This is a genomic window from Umezawaea tangerina, assembly GCF_003002815.1.
GTDB lineage: Bacteria > Actinomycetota > Actinomycetes > Mycobacteriales > Pseudonocardiaceae > Umezawaea > Umezawaea tangerina.
On record NZ_PVTF01000024.1, the window covers coordinates 40,128 to 54,937 of the forward strand.

The 14,810-nt window shown below is 70.9% G+C and carries 14 protein-coding genes; 7 read left to right on the top strand and 7 right to left on the bottom strand.

Annotated elements, in window-relative coordinates; translation table 11 throughout:
• Positions 1 to 155: 155 nt before the first annotated feature.
• The 6 genes from CLV43_RS45285 to CLV43_RS45310 all read right to left on the bottom strand — a co-directional run bounded on the left by CLV43_RS45285 (position 156) and on the right by CLV43_RS45310 (position 6,655).
• Positions 156 to 1,319, bottom strand: coding sequence for a hypothetical protein (locus CLV43_RS45285; protein WP_106196748.1), 1,164 nt, complete (start codon positions 1,317 to 1,319; stop codon positions 156 to 158).
• On the bottom strand, positions 1,313 to 2,572 hold the full coding sequence (locus CLV43_RS45290; RefSeq protein ID WP_106196749.1) for a glucarate dehydratase family protein: 1,260 nt from the start codon (positions 2,570 to 2,572) through the stop codon (positions 1,313 to 1,315). Before CLV43_RS45290 ends, CLV43_RS45285 begins: the two co-directional genes overlap by 7 nt.
• Complete coding sequence (locus CLV43_RS45295) at positions 2,569 to 3,471, bottom strand: 5-dehydro-4-deoxyglucarate dehydratase (RefSeq protein ID WP_106196750.1); 903 nt, start codon at positions 3,469 to 3,471, stop codon at positions 2,569 to 2,571. The genes CLV43_RS45290 and CLV43_RS45295 overlap by 4 nt, the downstream gene beginning before the upstream one ends.
• Positions 3,472 to 3,477: 6 nt before the next feature.
• The gene (locus CLV43_RS45300; protein WP_106196751.1) at positions 3,478 to 4,353 is read right to left on the bottom strand and encodes a carbohydrate ABC transporter permease; all 876 of its coding nucleotides are present in this window, start codon (positions 4,351 to 4,353) and stop codon (positions 3,478 to 3,480) included.
• Positions 4,350 to 5,240 (bottom strand): carbohydrate ABC transporter permease, encoded by an 891-nt coding sequence (locus tag CLV43_RS45305; RefSeq protein WP_211304873.1) that lies wholly within the window; start codon positions 5,238 to 5,240, stop codon positions 4,350 to 4,352. Before CLV43_RS45305 ends, CLV43_RS45300 begins: the two co-directional genes overlap by 4 nt.
• Before the next feature lie 77 nt (positions 5,241 to 5,317).
• Positions 5,318 to 6,655, bottom strand: a complete 1,338-nt coding sequence (locus tag CLV43_RS45310) for an ABC transporter substrate-binding protein (protein ID WP_170156298.1) — start codon at positions 6,653 to 6,655, stop codon at positions 5,318 to 5,320.
• A 125-nt stretch (positions 6,656 to 6,780) separates the two neighbouring features.
• Here CLV43_RS45310 and CLV43_RS45315 point away from each other — a divergent pair, with 125 nt between their 5' ends.
• The 3 genes from CLV43_RS45315 to CLV43_RS45325 are packed head-to-tail and all read left to right on the top strand — an operon-like array spanning position 6,781 to position 9,911.
• Positions 6,781 to 7,563, top strand: a complete 783-nt coding sequence (locus CLV43_RS45315; RefSeq protein ID WP_245887507.1) for an IclR family transcriptional regulator — start codon at positions 6,781 to 6,783, stop codon at positions 7,561 to 7,563.
• Positions 7,564 to 7,596: 33 nt separating this feature from the next.
• Complete coding sequence (locus CLV43_RS45320; RefSeq protein WP_106196753.1) at positions 7,597 to 8,409, top strand: NAD-dependent epimerase/dehydratase family protein; 813 nt, start codon at positions 7,597 to 7,599, stop codon at positions 8,407 to 8,409.
• Positions 8,406 to 9,911, top strand: a complete 1,506-nt coding sequence (locus CLV43_RS45325) for an aldehyde dehydrogenase (NADP(+)) (RefSeq protein WP_106196754.1) — start codon at positions 8,406 to 8,408, stop codon at positions 9,909 to 9,911. The genes CLV43_RS45320 and CLV43_RS45325 overlap by 4 nt, the downstream gene beginning before the upstream one ends.
• A 57-nt stretch (positions 9,912 to 9,968) precedes the next feature.
• Here CLV43_RS45325 and CLV43_RS45330 read toward each other — a convergent pair whose 3' ends face one another.
• A complete protein-coding gene (locus tag CLV43_RS45330) occupies positions 9,969 to 10,844 on the bottom strand; it encodes a TetR/AcrR family transcriptional regulator (protein ID WP_106196755.1) in 876 nt (291 codons plus the stop codon).
• 86 nt (positions 10,845 to 10,930) lie between these two features.
• Between CLV43_RS45330 and CLV43_RS45335 the strand changes: the two genes are divergently transcribed.
• The 4 genes from CLV43_RS45335 to CLV43_RS45350 all read left to right on the top strand — a co-directional run bounded on the left by CLV43_RS45335 (position 10,931) and on the right by CLV43_RS45350 (position 14,726).
• Entirely contained in the window at positions 10,931 to 11,890 is a 960-nt protein-coding gene (locus CLV43_RS45335) for an ATP-binding cassette domain-containing protein (protein WP_106196756.1), read from the top strand.
• Complete coding sequence (locus CLV43_RS45340; RefSeq protein ID WP_106196757.1) at positions 11,887 to 12,723, top strand: ABC transporter permease; 837 nt, start codon at positions 11,887 to 11,889, stop codon at positions 12,721 to 12,723. Before CLV43_RS45335 ends, CLV43_RS45340 begins: the two co-directional genes overlap by 4 nt.
• Before the next feature lie 231 nt (positions 12,724 to 12,954).
• Positions 12,955 to 13,926 (top strand): ATP-binding cassette domain-containing protein, encoded by a 972-nt coding sequence (locus CLV43_RS45345; protein WP_106196758.1) that lies wholly within the window; start codon positions 12,955 to 12,957, stop codon positions 13,924 to 13,926.
• The gene (locus CLV43_RS45350) at positions 13,923 to 14,726 is read left to right on the top strand and encodes an ABC transporter permease (RefSeq protein WP_106196759.1); all 804 of its coding nucleotides are present in this window, start codon (positions 13,923 to 13,925) and stop codon (positions 14,724 to 14,726) included. Before CLV43_RS45345 ends, CLV43_RS45350 begins: the two co-directional genes overlap by 4 nt.
• The last annotated feature ends 84 nt before the right edge of the window (positions 14,727 to 14,810 follow it).

Here is a 14,810-nt window from a genome sequence, read left to right on the forward strand (position 1 = left end):
AGGACGGAGCAACCCGGTTTTTGGGTTGCTCCGTCCTGTTCACGCCTTGGCCGTTCTTCTGTGAAACAGCCGGAGCAACCCCGTTCTCGGGTTGCTCCGTCCTGTTCACGCCTTGCCTGCTTTTCTGTGAAACAGCCGGAGCGACCCGCCCCCGACTACCGGTCGAGGTACTCCTTGATCCCCGCGACGGCGTGCTTCACCGCGTCCAGCCTGGGCCGGGAGGCCAGACCCGCGTGGTAGAGGTGGAACTCCTCGACGCCCTCGTCGGCGTAGTGCTTCCACTCGGTCAGCAGTGCCTCGCCGTCGACCGCCTTCGGCGGCAGCGCGAGGACGTAGCCCGCGATCCGGGCGTCCGGCCCGGCGACCTCGCGCAGCGCGCGGATGCCGGGGGTGCTCGCCTCCGCACCGCCCCAGCAGAACACGGTCAGCACGTCCACCTCCGCCCCCACGGCGGGCGCGACCGTGGCGAACGGGCCGGTGGCCCACTTGTCAGCGGTGGCGTGCAGGACGACCCGGATGCCCGGCGCCCGCTCGCGCACCAGCTCCACCAACGCCCCGCGCAGCTCCCGGACGATCCCGGTGCGCACCAGCGACACCTGCTTCGCCCGCTCCCCCAGCGCTTCCTCGACGCTCGGCGCGCCCGCGTCGACCCCGGCTCGCACGACGGCCCGCAGGTCGTCGACGTCGAGACCCGCGTCCTGGTAGCGGACGGCGCACGCGACGCAGAAGCACAGCGAGAGCAGCTTCTGCCGGACCGGGTCCCAGTCGGCGCCGTCGGTCTTCTCGTGGTGGCCGCCGTGGAAGAAGCCGAGCGGTCCGCACGCCTCCAGCACGATCCCGTCCGGGCGACCGAGGTCGAGGACCTCGGTCACGAGTGTGCGCGCGTACTCGACGACGTCGGGGTTCGCCGTGCACAGCGCGTACGGGTAGCGGTCGCCGAAAGCGTTGACAACGTTGACATCCGGGTGCAGGTCGCCGAGCCTGCTACTGTGCGTCAGGACCGTCCACGCGTACACCGGCAGCCCGACCGCGCGCAGCGCGTCCGCCGCGGCGCCGAAGGAGTTGTCACCGTCCACCCAGGACGGTTCGGCGGGCACGAGCCGCTTGCCGTGCCAGGCCTCGTCGCGGACCGGCAGGTAGAACGCCGCGTGCCGGGCGTCGACCATCCGGTGCTCCGGGTGCAGCGGGGTCGCGGCGCGCACGGTGTGGTATGACGCCGCGAGCGCGACCGCGTCCACGCCGAGGTCCGCATACCGTTGTGCCGCAAGGGGATCGCCGACGACGTCCCAGGGGTAGACGTGCGCGACGCTCTTCACCACCGGGGACGCAGCCTTTCGTAGGTGGGGTCGAACTTCTGCATGTAGCCGGTGTCGTCGCGCTGGACGATGCCGCACGTGCGGTAGTTCTCGGCCAGCCTGGCCAGCGCGTCGCGGTCCAGCTCGACGCCGAGCCCCGGCGTGGTGGGCACCGGCACGGCACCGTCCACGAAGGTCAGCGCGCCGGGCAGGACGACGTCGTCCTCCCGGTTCCACGGGTAGTGGGTGTCGCAGGCGTAGCTCAGGTTCGGGGTCGCGGCGGCGAGGTGCGTCATCGCGGCGAGGCTGATCCCGAGGTGGGAGTTGGAGTGCATCGACAGGCCGATGCCGAACGTCTCGCAGGTCGACGCGAGGTTGCGCGACCGGCTCAGCCCGCCCCAGTAGTGGTGGTCGGACAGGACGACCTGCACCGCGTCCACCGCGACCGACGGGGCGATGTGCTCGAACGCGACGACGTACATGTTGGTGGCCAACGGCATCGGGGCCTTGGCCGCGACCTCGGACAGGCCGGGGATGCCCTCGGTCGGGTCCTCCAGGTACTCCACGACGCCGTCGAGCGCCTCGGCGACGCGGATCGACGTCTCCACCGACCACGCGGCGTTCGGGTCCAGCCGCAGCGGGAGGGTCGGGAAGGCCTCGCGCAGCGCGTGGATGGCCGCGATCTCCTCGTCGGGCGGGAAGACACCGCCCTTGAGCTTGATCGAGCCGAACCCGTACTCGGCGATCAGCCGCTCGGCCTGCGCGACGATGCCCGCCGGGTCGACCGCCTCGCCCCACTGGTCGGGCTCGGCGCCGGGGTGCCCCGCCCATTTATAGAACAGGTAGGCGCTGTACGGGACGGCGTCGCGGACGGCGCCGCCGAGCAGGTCGGACACCGGGCGGCCGAGGGCCTTGCCGCGGATGTCCCAGGTCGCGACCTCGAACGGCGAGAACACCCGGTCCACGGTGCCCTCGACGGTGAGCTTGCCGGTCAGGCCGTGCCGGTCGTCGCCGGACTTGCCGCCCAGCACCTCCGCGACGCGCCGGTGCATCACGTTGAGCTGGTGCACGTCCAGGCCGACCAGCGCGGGCGCGACCCGGCTCAGCCGGTCGAGGTGGCCGATGTCGCCGTAGCTCTCGCCCAGCCCGCTGACGCCCTCGTCGGTGTGCACCTCGACGATCGACCGCAGCGCCCACGGCTCGTGGACGCCCGCGGAGTTCAGCAGCGGCGGGTCCCGGAAGGCGACGGGGGTGATGGTGATGTCGGTGATCCTCATGCCGCCAGCGCCCTTCCCACCGCGATGATCCGCTCCAGCTCCTCGACGTGCTCCGGTGTCGGGTCGACCAGCGGCGGCCGCACACCCCCGGCGTCCAGGCCGCCGAGCCGCACCGCGGCCTTGATCAGCGCCACGGCGTAGCCGGGCACCCGGTCGCGCAGCTCGACCAGCGGCACGAAGAACTCGCCGAGGTAGCGGCGCACCAGCGCGGTGTCGTCGTCCTGCACGGCCTGGTAGAAGCCGAGGGAGATCTCCGGCGCGAACGCGAACACCGCCGAGGAGTACAGGTCCACGCCGATGCCGCGGTAGGCGGGCACGGTCAGCTCGGCGGTCGGCAGGCCGTTGAAGAACTGGAACGGCTTGTCGACGCGGGCCCGCACGGCCAGCACGATCCGCTGGAGCTGGTCGATGTCGCCGAGGCCGTCCTTGAACCCGACGACGGTCGGCAGCGACGCGACCTCCACCGCGGTGTCGGGCGTGAACACGGCGTTGTTGCGCTGGTAGACGATCACCGGCAGGTCGGTGGCGGCGGCCACGTCGGTGACGTAGCGCACCAGGCCCTTCGGGGGGTTGGTCACCAGGTACGGCGGCATCAGCAGGAGCCCGTCGGCACCCGCGCGCGCCGCGGCCCTGGCGAAGTCCTTGGCGATGGGCAGCGGACCGCCCGCGCCCGCGAAGACCGGTACGCGACCCGCGGTCGCCTCGACCGCCACGGCGACCGCGCGTTCGAACTCCTCAAGGCCGAGCGCGTGGAACTCCCCCGTGCCGCAGGCGACGAAGACCGCGCCCGGCCCCGCCGAGACGCCGTGCTTGACGTGCTCGGCCAGCACGTCCTCGGCGATCGCACCCGTCGGGTCGAACGGCGTTACCGGAAAGAACAGCACCCCATCGAGTTGCATAGACCTTCATCCCTTGATCGCTCCGGTGGTGATCCCACGCAGGAAAGACTTCTGCAGCGACAGGTACACGAGCAGGCTCGGTACCAGCGCCAGCAATGCTCCGGCCAAGACGATCCCAGGTCCGACCTCCTGGTCGGACCTCAACGACAGCAGGGCGACGGTCAGGGTGTAGTCGGAGGGGTCGTCGGCGACGATCAGCGGGAGCAGGTACTGCTCCCAGACCATGGTGAACCCGAACACGGCCACCACGCCGAGAGCGGGCCTCACCAGCGGCAGGATGATCTGGGCGAAGATCCGGAGCTCGCCCGCCCCGTCGACCTTCGCGGCCTCCTCGAGCTCCACGGGGATCTCCTTCATGAACTCCGTCATGACGAAGATGGAGAAGCCCCAGGCACCCAGGGGCAGGATCACGCCGAGCAGGGTGCCCTTCAGGCTGACGTGCAGCAGCGGGAGGTCGCCGATCACCAGGGACAGGGGGATCGCGATGACCTCCTCGGGCAGCATCATCGTGGTGAGGATCAGCAGCAGCACGGCCGCCTGTCCCCGGAACTTCTTGCGCGCCAACGCGTACGCGGCGAACACGCTCACCGCGAGCTGGAGCAGCAGCGCCCCGCCCGCGATGATCAGCGAGTTCGCCAGGTAGCCCCAGACGCCCTTGTCGCCCGCCTCGGTGAAGTTGACCATCGAGGGCCGGTCGGGCAGCAGGGAGAGCCGCGTGGGGTCGGGGTTGTGGTCGAACGCGCCGGAGAACACGGTGACCAGCGGCCCCGCGAACAGCAGCACGGCACCCGCGCTGAGCAGGATCCTGATCCCCTTGCCCAGCCGGGCCCCGCGGCCGGTCGACCACCCGAGCGCGGTGTCGCACTCCTCCGCGATGCTCACCCGGCCTCCTTCCGCCGTCGGTGGACCTGGACCACGACCGTCAGCGCGAACGTGACCAGGAAGAGCAGCACCGAGCCCGCGGACGCGACGCCGATCTCGTCGCGCTCGAAGGCGACGGTGAACACCCGCGTCATCCACACGTCCGTCGAGCCCGCCGGTCCGCCGCCGGTGAGGACGTAGACCTCGGTGAACACCCGCAGGCCGCGGATCGACGCCAGCGTCAGCAGGATGGTGATCACCGGGCGCAGCGCGGGCAGCGTGATGTGCCGGACGCGCTGCGCCGTGGAGGCGCCGTCGATGGCGGACGCCTCGTACTGCCGGCGGTCGATCCCCGCGAGTCCCGCGAGGATCAGCACCATGTCGTAGGGGGCGCCCTTCCAGATCCCGACGAACACCACCGAGGCCAACGAGGTGTCGGGGCTGTCCAGGAACGTCCACGGGCCGAGGCCCACGAGGGAGAGGGCGCTGTTGACGAACCCCTCCGGCGCCGGGAAGAACAGCAGCCGCCAGATCTCGCCGATGACCGCGGTCGCCGCGACCACCGGCAGGAACACCGCGGACCGCACGAACCACAGCGACTTCGCGTGGCCCTCCAGGAGCAGCGCCAGCGCGAACCCGATCACCATCGAGCCCAGCGTCTGGCCGACGGCGAGCACGAGCGTGTGCCCGATCGCGGCGCGGAACCGCTCGTCGCCGAGGATGCGGGCGTAGTTGTCCAGCCCCACCCAGAGGTCACCGAGGAACGGCCGGACCCGGTAGAGGCTCAGCCGGACGCCCTCGGCCATCGGCAGGTACTTGAAGACGGCGAAGATCAGCAGTGCGGGCAGCAGGAACAGCCACGGCGTGAAGGTGGATCCCGTGAGGCGACGCCGGTGGCGCCGCCTCACGGGGTGGGAGCCGACGGCACCGCCGCCACTAGCCGCCGGTCCCACGTCTCTGGTGTCGTGAACGGTGTCGGACACCGTCACTTCGACATTCCCTGTGCCCGCAGCTCCTCCTCGAGGTTCCCGGCCAGCTTGCCGAGGTCGCCCTCGACGTCACCGCCGCAGGTCGCGAACAGGGAGTTCAGCGTCTCGGAGAACTGCTGCCGGAAGGGCTGGAAGTTCGGCACGCTCGGGAACGGCCGCGCGCTGTCGGCGTAGACCTTCGCGGTGGTCGTCCAGCGCGGGTCGTCGTAGACGGCGTCGACGTCGACCTTGCTGTTGACGGGGAGCCGGACCACGGGGGTCGGGTCGCCCTTCATGCCCGCCCGCTGCGCCTCGGCGCTGATCAGGTACTCGGCCAGCTGCTTCTGCGCGTCCGCCCTCGGCGAGCCCGCCATCAGGTAGATGTTCTCGCCCTCGCCCAGCACGGTGTCGCCCGCCGGGCCCTTCGGGGCCGCGATGACCTCGTACTTGTCCTTGCCGAGGTTCTTGTCGAACCTGCCGAACATGTAGGGGCCGGTCACGTAGATGCCGGTCTTGCCGGTCTCGAAGAACGCGTGCGCGTCGTTCGTGCCCGTGGTGAGGGCGCCGGGCTGGACGACCTTGGTGTCGCAGAACATCTTCCGCAGGTACTCGACGGACCTGACCGTCTCGGCGGAGTCCACGGCGACGGTGAACTTGTCGCCGTCCTGCTTGACGACGTCACCACCGCCCTGCCAGACGAAGCTCGACGCCCACCAGCCGAGGTAGCCGCGGTCGGTGGTGCCGGGCACCAGCATCCCGTAGGTGTCGGCCTGGCCGTTGCCGTCCGGGTCGTCCTTGGTGAACGCGGTCGCGAGGTCCGCGAGCTCGTCCCACGTCCTCGGGACCGGCTTGCCGAGCTTCTCGCGCCAGTCCTTGCGGACCAGCGTGACCATCGCCTGGGTGGAGAACGGGATCGCGTAGTACCTGCCGTCGGAGGCCTTGCCGTTGTCCCAGGCCCGTTCGCCGATGTCGGCGCCGCCCGCGACGGAGCCCTTGTCGACCTCGCCGACCAGGCCCTGGGAGGTGAAGACGCCCAGCGAGCCGGTGTCCGTGACGACCAGGTCGGGCAGGTCCTTCGACGCCGCGCGCTGCTGGATCTGCTTGTCGAAGTCCGCGAAGACCGGCTTGTAGTCCACCCGCACCCCGGTCTTCGCGCTGAAGTCGGCGAAGATCTTCCCGTAGACCTTCGCGGTGGCCTCCGTGCTCCGCGTCCAGACCTCGAACGCCGCGTTCGGGTCCTGTGCGACCCCGGCACTCCCGCCGCTCGTGGCAGCGGGCTTCGAGCCGCACCCCGCGAGGACGACCCCCACAGCGACCAGCGCGGCAGTCGCGGAGGCGTACCGGGAACGGGGCATCTCACTCTCCTCGTTGTTCACATCCATGAAACGGAGTCGTACTTGTGAACCTGATGCCGGACTGTAAGAATCAGCACAGCAACGTGTCAAGAGCGTGTTGCCGGAATGTTTCCCTGGAGGACCTGGTGACCGAGGCCGCTTCGCCCACCCGCCCCGGGGCGGTGAAATCCGCCGACCGGACCGTCGAGCTGCTGGAAGTCCTGTCGGCGTCCGACCGCAGGCTGACCCTCACCGAGCTGCACCGGGAGCTCAGCTACCCGAAGTCGAGCCTGTACATGCTGCTGCAGACGCTCGTGAACCGCGGCTGGGTGGAGGTCGAGCCGGACCGCGGCACCTACGGCATCGGCGTGCGGGCCCTGCTCGTCGGTACGTCCTACCTCGACCACGACCCGGTCGTGCGCGCCGCGATCCGGGTCATGGAGCAGGTCCGGCAGACCGTCAACGAGACCGTCCACCTCGCGCGGCTCGACGGCGCCGACGTGGTCTACCTCGCCAGCCGCGAGTCGGAGCACCACCTGCGGGTCGTCTCCAGGGTCGGTCGCAGGCTGCCCGCGCACTCCACGTCGCTGGGCAAGGCGGTGCTGTCCACCCGCACCCCGCAGGAGGTCGACGCGCTGCTGCCCGCCGAGCTCGTGCCGCTCACGCCGAACACCGTCGTCGAACGCGGGGCGCTGCACGCGCAGCTCGCGGGCTTCCGCAACACCGGCTACGCCCACGAGCGCGAGGAGAACACCCCCGGCCTCGGCTGCTTCGCCGTCGCGCTGCCCTACCGCAACCCCGTGCTCGACGCGATGAGCTGCTCGGTCCCGCTGGGCAGGCTCGACGACGAGCACGAGCGGCAGGTCATCGCCGCGCTGCTCGACGCCGCCCGCACGATCACCGAGCTGCTGCGCCAGTTCGGCCGCTGACCGTCCACACCGCACTCCGGAGGGGTCCCACCCGTGACCGCACGAATCCTGATCACCGGCGCCGCCGGTGGGCTGGGCACGCTCATGCGCCCCCGGCTCGCCGAGGGCGACCGGGTCCTGCGCCTGCTGGACATCGCCGAGATCCCGGCGGCGGACGGCGGCGAGAACGTCGAGGTGGTCCAGGCCTCGGTCACGGACATGGCCGCGATGGAGGAGGCGATGTCCGGGGTGGACGCGGTCATCCACCTCGGCGGGCTCAGCCTCGAGAGCTCGTGGGAGCGGACGCTCGAGGTCAACATCGACGGCACGCACACCGTGCTGGAGGCGGCGCGCAGGCAGGGCGTGACCCGCGTGCTGCTGGCCAGCTCCAACCACGCCGTCGGCTACGCGCCGAGGTCCGACGGCGAGGCGGGCGACTACCTGTTCCCCAGGCCCGACACGTACTACGGCGTCAGCAAGGTCGCGATGGAGGGGCTCGGCAGCCTCTACGCCGACCGCTACGGCATGGACGTGATCGCCATCCGGATCGGGTCGTGCTTCGAGAAGCCCCGTGACGCCCGGATGCTGTCCACCTGGTTGTCCCCCGACGACGCGGCCCGCCTGTTCGAGGCGTGCGTCGCCGCGCCCAGCCCCGGTTTCCGGGTCGTGTGGGGCGTCTCCGACAACACCCGGCGCTGGTTCTCCCTCGACGAGGCGTTCGCGCTGGGCTACGAGTCCAAGGACGACGCGGAGGTGTTCGCGTCCGAAGTGGGTACCCCCGACCCGGACTCCCTGGCGCAGAGGCACGTCGGCGGCGTGTGGTGCGGTCCGGAGTTCGACACCGCGGTGAAGGAGGCGGGCAAGTGATCGTGCAGGGCTACAACCCCCGGACCGGCGAGCCCATCGGCGAGCCCGTGACCGAGACCACCGACAGCGAGGTCGACGGAGTCGTGACCGCCGCGGCAGCCGCGTTCGAGGCGTGGTCCACTACGCCCGCCGCCGACCGCGCGGTGGTGCTGGAGGCCGTCGCCGACGCGCTGGACGCCGAGTCAGAGCTGCTGGTCGCCACCGCCGACGGCGAGACCGCGCTCGGCGTGCCCCGGCTGACCACCGAGCTGAAGCGCACCACCAACCAGCTCCGGCTGTTCGGCGAGGTGCTGCGCGAGGGCAGCTACGTCGAGGCGACCATCGACTCGCCGGACCCCGACACCGTCCCGCCCCGCCCGGACCTGCGCCGCGTGCTCCGTCCACTCGGGACGGTCGCCGTGTTCTCCGCCTCGAACTTCCCGTTCGCCTTCTCCGTCGCCGGCGGCGACACCGCCTCCGCGCTCGCGGCCGGGTGCGCCGTCGTCGTGAAGGCCCACTCCGCCCACCCCGGCACCTCCCGCGAGACCGCGCGCGTCGTCACGGCCGCGCTCGCCGCGGCCGGTGCCCCCGAAGGCCTGTTCGGCATCGTCCACGGCGTCCAGGCGGGTGTCGCGCTCGTCCGGCACCCGCGGGTGCGCGCCGTCGGCTTCACCGGCTCCACCGGCGGCGGCCGCGCCCTGTTCGACATCGCCCAAGGCCGCCCCGACCCCATCCCCTTCTACGGCGAGCTCGGCAGCGTGAACCCGGCGGTCGTGCTGCCGGACGCCGCCGCCGCGCGCCCCGAGGAGATCGCCACCGCGTTCGCGCAGTCGCTCACCATGGGCGTCGGCCAGTTCTGCACCAACCCCGGCCTGCTCTTCGCACCCGAGGCGCTGGTCGAACCGCTCGGCGCGGCGGTCGCGGCCAGCCACGGCGGCACCATGCTCAACGAGCGGATGTGCGACTCCTACCGGTCGGGCACCGACGCGCTGGCGGCGGGCGACCTGGTCACCGAGGTCTCCACCGGCGACCGGCCCGCCGACGGCTGGAGCGTGGCACCGCGGCTGTTCACCGTCCCGCTCGCGGTGTTCGCCGACAACGTCGAGAAGCTGACCGAGGAGCACTTCGGTCCCGCGGCCCTGGTCGTGACCTACGACGACCCGGCCGACCTGCTGGCCGTGCTGCCGAAGCTGCCGGGGACGCTCACCGGCACCGTGCACTCCGACCCGACCGAGCACCCGCTGGCCGGGCAGGTCGCCGAGGTGCTGCGCCGGGTGGCGGGACGGCTGGTGTTCAACGGCTGGCCGACCGGCGTCGCGGTCGCCTGGGGCATGCACCACGGCGGCCCGTGGCCGTCGACCACCAACCCGCTGCACACCTCGGTGGGCTCCACGTCCATCCGCCGCTGGATCGCCCCGGTCACCTACCAGTCCTGGCCCGACGGCCTGCTGCCCGCCGAGCTCAAGGACGGCAACCCGCTGGGCATCCCGCGCCGGGTCGACGGCGTGCTGGGCACGCACTAGCGACGACCGCCGGGGTCCCGTCGCGCGCACCGGGACCCCGGCACCCGTCCGCCCTGCTCACGACCCCGCCGCCTGCCTCGCCCGGTAGGCCCGCTGCTGGCACGCCCGTGAGCAGTACTCCTTCGGGCGCCCGGTGGCCGGTTTCTCCACCGGCTTCCCGCACGTGACGCAAGTACCCGGAGTTTCATCACGATCCGAGGTTTCACCACGGCCGCGGACCAGCATCTCGATGCCGTCGAGCACGCGCTGGAGCCCGAACTCGAAGTCGTCGACCATGCCCTCGTAGCCGCCGCCCATCCACACGCGCGCCAGCGTCGGGTACCGGTCCTCGGTCAGGTGCCCCCACAGCGACACCCGCGAGGTCCACCACTCCTCCAGGCTCACGCCGCTGGTCCGCTCGGCCTGCTGCGCCTCCGCGACCCGCCGGGCGGCGCCTTCCACGTACTGCGACACCAGGTTCGCCACGGCCATGATCTCCCGGCCGCTCAGCCCCGTCCCCACCAGCAGTTTCAGCCGGGCCTCGAAGTCGGCCATGTAGTGCGGGCCCGGCACGCTCCGGGTGGAGGCGACCTGCACCATCCACGGGTGCCGCTGGTAGAGCTCCCAGTCCTGCCGGGCCGAGTAGGCGAGCCCCGCGCGCCACCCCATGCGGTGGTCCGGCAGCACGACTTCGGCCACGACCGCGTCCTGCATGAGGTCCAGCAGCTCAGCCTTGCCGGGCACGTACCGGTAGAGCGACATGGTCGTGAACCCGAGCTTCTCCGCGACCCGCCGCATGGACAGGGCGGCGAGCCCCTCCTGGTCGGCGACCTCGACCGCGGCCGCGACCACGCCGTCCAGGGTCAGCGCGGGTTTCGGCCCCCGGCCGGGGTGCGTCTTCCCACCCCAGAGCAGTTCCACACTGCGTTCCGGATCACCCACTTCCGAGACCATCCCGGGCTCCCTCGCCTTGACATCGTGCCACACAACTGTATATATAGTACACAGGGTGTACGACATACACAGTTTAGGAGGTTGTCGTGAGCTCACCTGTTCTCTTCGCTGAAGGCCTCCGCAAGCGGTTCGGCGGGTACTACGCACTGGACGGATTCGACCTGTCGGTCCCAGCGGGAACGGTTTGCGGGCTGCTCGGCCCCAACGGCGCAGGGAAGACGACGGTGCTGCGAATCCTCTCCACCCTGATGCGCCCCGACGGCGGGCGCGCCACGGTCGCCGGGTACGACGTCACACGACAAGCAGCGGAGGTCCGCAACAACATCGGGATGATCGGGCAGCAGTCCACGGTCGACGACATCTTGACCGGTCGGGAGAACCTCGCCCTCTGGGGCAGGCTCTACCACCTGAGCGCGGCCAACGCGAAGCGCCGCGCGGACGAGCTCCTCGAGCAGTTCGGCCTCAACGCGGCGGCCAGCAAGCAGGTCAAGTACTACTCGGGCGGCATGCGCCGCAGGCTCGACCTCGCGTCGAGTTTCATCACGGCACCGCGGGTCATGTTCCTGGACGAGCCCACCGCGGGCCTCGACCCGCGCAACCGCATCGAGATGTGGTCGGCGGTGCGCGCGCTGGCCCAGGCGGGCACCACCGTGCTGCTCACCACCCAGCTCCTCGACGAGGCGGACCAGCTGGCGGACCAGATCGTGCTGATGGACGGCGGTCGTGAGATCGCCAGCGGCACGCCCGACGAGCTCAAGGCGCGCACCGGCGGCGACTGGATCGACGTCACCGTCCGGAACATCGCCCAGCTGCCGGCGGCGGCGGGCGTGATGGCGCGCGCCGCGGGCGGCAAGCTCCAGACGGCCGCCGGGGAACACCGGATCAGCGCGGCCGTGGCCGACCGGGCGCACGCGCTGACCGACGTCACGCGGGCCCTGCACGACGCGGGGATCGACGCGGAGGACGTCACGCTGCGCAGGGCGACCCTCGACGAGGTGTTCCTCCTGCTCACCGGGAAGGACGCGGAAGAGGTGGAAGCGGTATGACACTCACCCTGCCCCCCAGGACCCCCATGGCGTCGCGCAGCCTGGTGCAGCGCTTCCGGTGGGTGGTCAGCGACACGTGGAACGTCGCCTCGCGCGACCTCATCCACTGGGTCCGGCAACCGGTCCGGATCTTCAGCAGCGTGATGTACCCGGTGGTCTCGATCCTGATCTTCGGGTACGTGTTCGGCAACGCGGTGATGGTCGCCAGCGGCGGCTGGAACTACCGGGAGTTCCTGATGCCCGGCCTGTTCGGCCAGAGCGTGGTGCTCGGCGTCGGCGTCACGCTGGTCGCGATAGCCGAGGACACCCACCGGGGCGTCAACAGCAGGTTCCGCTCGATGCCCATGTCGAGCACCGGCTTCCTGGCGGGCCGCAGCGCCGCGGACCTGCTGAACTCCACGCTCGACATCGCGGTGCTGATGGTGTGCGGCCTCGCGGTCGGCTGGGAGTGGCGGCTGGGCTTCGGCAACGTGCTGGCGGCCTTCGGGCTGCTCCTGCTGCTGAGGTTCGCGATGATCTGGCTGGGGATCTTCCTCGGCCTGGTCATCAAGCCGGAGAACACCTCCGTGGTGTGGACGATCCTGCTGCCGCTGACCATGTTCTCCGACACCTTCGTGTCGCCGCAGACGATGCCGCACTGGATGGGCGTCATCTCGGAGTGGAACCCGCTGTCGGCCACGGTGGGCGCGATCCGCGGCCTGTTCGGCAACCCCGGCTGGGGTGGCGACTCGTGGGTCGCGCAGCACTCGCTGCTGATGGCGGTCGTGTGGCCGCTCGCGATCACCGCGGTGTTCTGGCCGCTGGCCGTGCGCCGCTACCGCAGCCTGAGCTGACCGTCCGGACGGCGGGTCGGGGACTCCCCCACCCGCCGTCCGGACCACCGACCACGGCGCGGCACACGGCGGTGTCGACGCGATCCGCGACACCGCCGGCGAAGCGCGCCGCGTCGCCGCCGGACCGGTCCCCCCGGTCCGGCGGCGTTCTGGTGTTCCGATATCACCTGGTCAGGGGGGCGCGAGCGCAATTCGGACGAAATTGTCGGTGCGCACCCGCATCATGTGCGGATGGCAGACGCAATCCTGGCCGAAGGCCTGGTCAAACGCTACGGGGCCGTCGTCGCGCTCGACGGTCTCGACCTCGCGGTGCCCGAGGGCACCATCATGGGCCTGCTCGGCCCCAACGGCGCGGGCAAGACGACGGCCGTGCGGGTGCTCACCACGCTGCTGGAGTTCGACGGCGGCAACGCGTCGGTCGCGGGCCTCGACGTGGTGAAGGGCGCGCGGGAGCTGCGCCGCAAGATCGGCCTGTCCGGCCAGTACGCGGCCGTCGACGAGAACCTGACCGGCTTCGAGAACCTCGACATGGTGGGCAGGCTCTACCACCTCGGCAAGCAGCCCAGCCGGGACAGGGCGCGCGAGCTGCTGGAGCGCTTCGACCTCGTCGAGGCGGCCGACCGGCCCGTGAAGGGCTACTCCGGTGGCATGCGCAGGCGCCTGGACCTGGCCGCGGCGCTGGTGGCGAAACCGGTCGTGCTGTTCCTCGACGAGCCGACCACGGGCCTCGACCCGCGCAGCAGGCTCGGCATGTGGGACGTGATCGAGGAGCTGGTCGCAGGCGGCACCACCGTGCTGCTGACCACGCAGTACCTGGAGGAGGCCGACCGGCTGGCGGACAAGATCGCCGTCATCGACCACGGCAGGGTCATCGCCGAGGGCACCTCCGACCAGCTCAAGGCCCAGGTCGGCGGCGAACGGCTGGAGCTGACCGTCGCGTCGGCCCGCGACGTCGCCCTCACCAAGGCCGCCCTCGCCCCGCTCGCCATCGCCGACATCTCCGTCGACGAACGCGGCAACCACGTCATCGTGCCCGTCTCAGGCGGTGCCGACGTGCTCGTCGAAGCCGTCCGGCTCCTCGACGGCGAGGCCATCAAGGTGCTCGACGTCGGCCTGCGCAGACCGACGCTGGACGACGTGTTCCTGACGCTGACCGGCCGCGCGGCCGAGGAAGACCTGACCGACGGGGAGAGTGGCGCGTGAACGGGTTCGTCGAGGCGCTGGCGGACGGCGCGGTCGTCGCCAAGCGCAACCTCATCAAGGTCAAGCGGGTCCCCGACCTCATCGTCTTCTCGACCCTGTCCCCCATCATGTTCGTGCTGCTGTTCGCCTACGTGTTCGGCAGCGCGATCGAGATCCCCGGCATCAACTACCGCGAGTTCCTGATGGCGGGCATCTTCGCCCAGACCGTCCTGTTCGGCGCCACCATCACCGGCACAGGCCTGGCCGAGGACATGCAGAAGGGCATCATCGACCGGTTCCGGTCACTGCCGATCGCGCGGTCCGCGGTGCTGATCGGCCGGACCACCAGCGACCTGGTGAACAACGTCATCGTGATCGTGGTGATGTCGGTGACCGGGCTGATCGTGGGGTGGCGGATCCACTCGTCGTTCCTGGAGGCGCTGGCCGGGTTCGGGTTGCTGCTGCTGTTCGCCTACGCGGTGTCGTGGGGGATGGCGGTGGTCGGGCTCGCGGTGCGCAGCCCGGAAGTGGTGAACAACGCGAGCTTCATCGTGATCTTCCCGCTGACGTTCATCGCGAACACCTTCGTGGGGACCACGAACCTGCCTGGGCCGCTGAAGGCGTTCGCGGAGTGGAACCCGATCTCGGCGGTGACGCAGGCGGCCAGGGAGCTGTTCGGGAACACGAGTCCGCAGTTCCCGCCGCCGGACGTGTGGCCGTTGAAGCACTCGGTGGTGGCGTCGGTGGTGTGGAGCGTGGTGATCTTGGCGTTGTTCGTGCCGTTGGCGATTCGGCAGTATCGGAAGGCTGTGGCTCGGTAGGGGTGGGGGTTGAGGGGCAAGAGCGAAGCCCGGCCCCCGGTGCGCGATTGTCTCAATGCCCCACCCCTGTTTGTCAAGACGGTG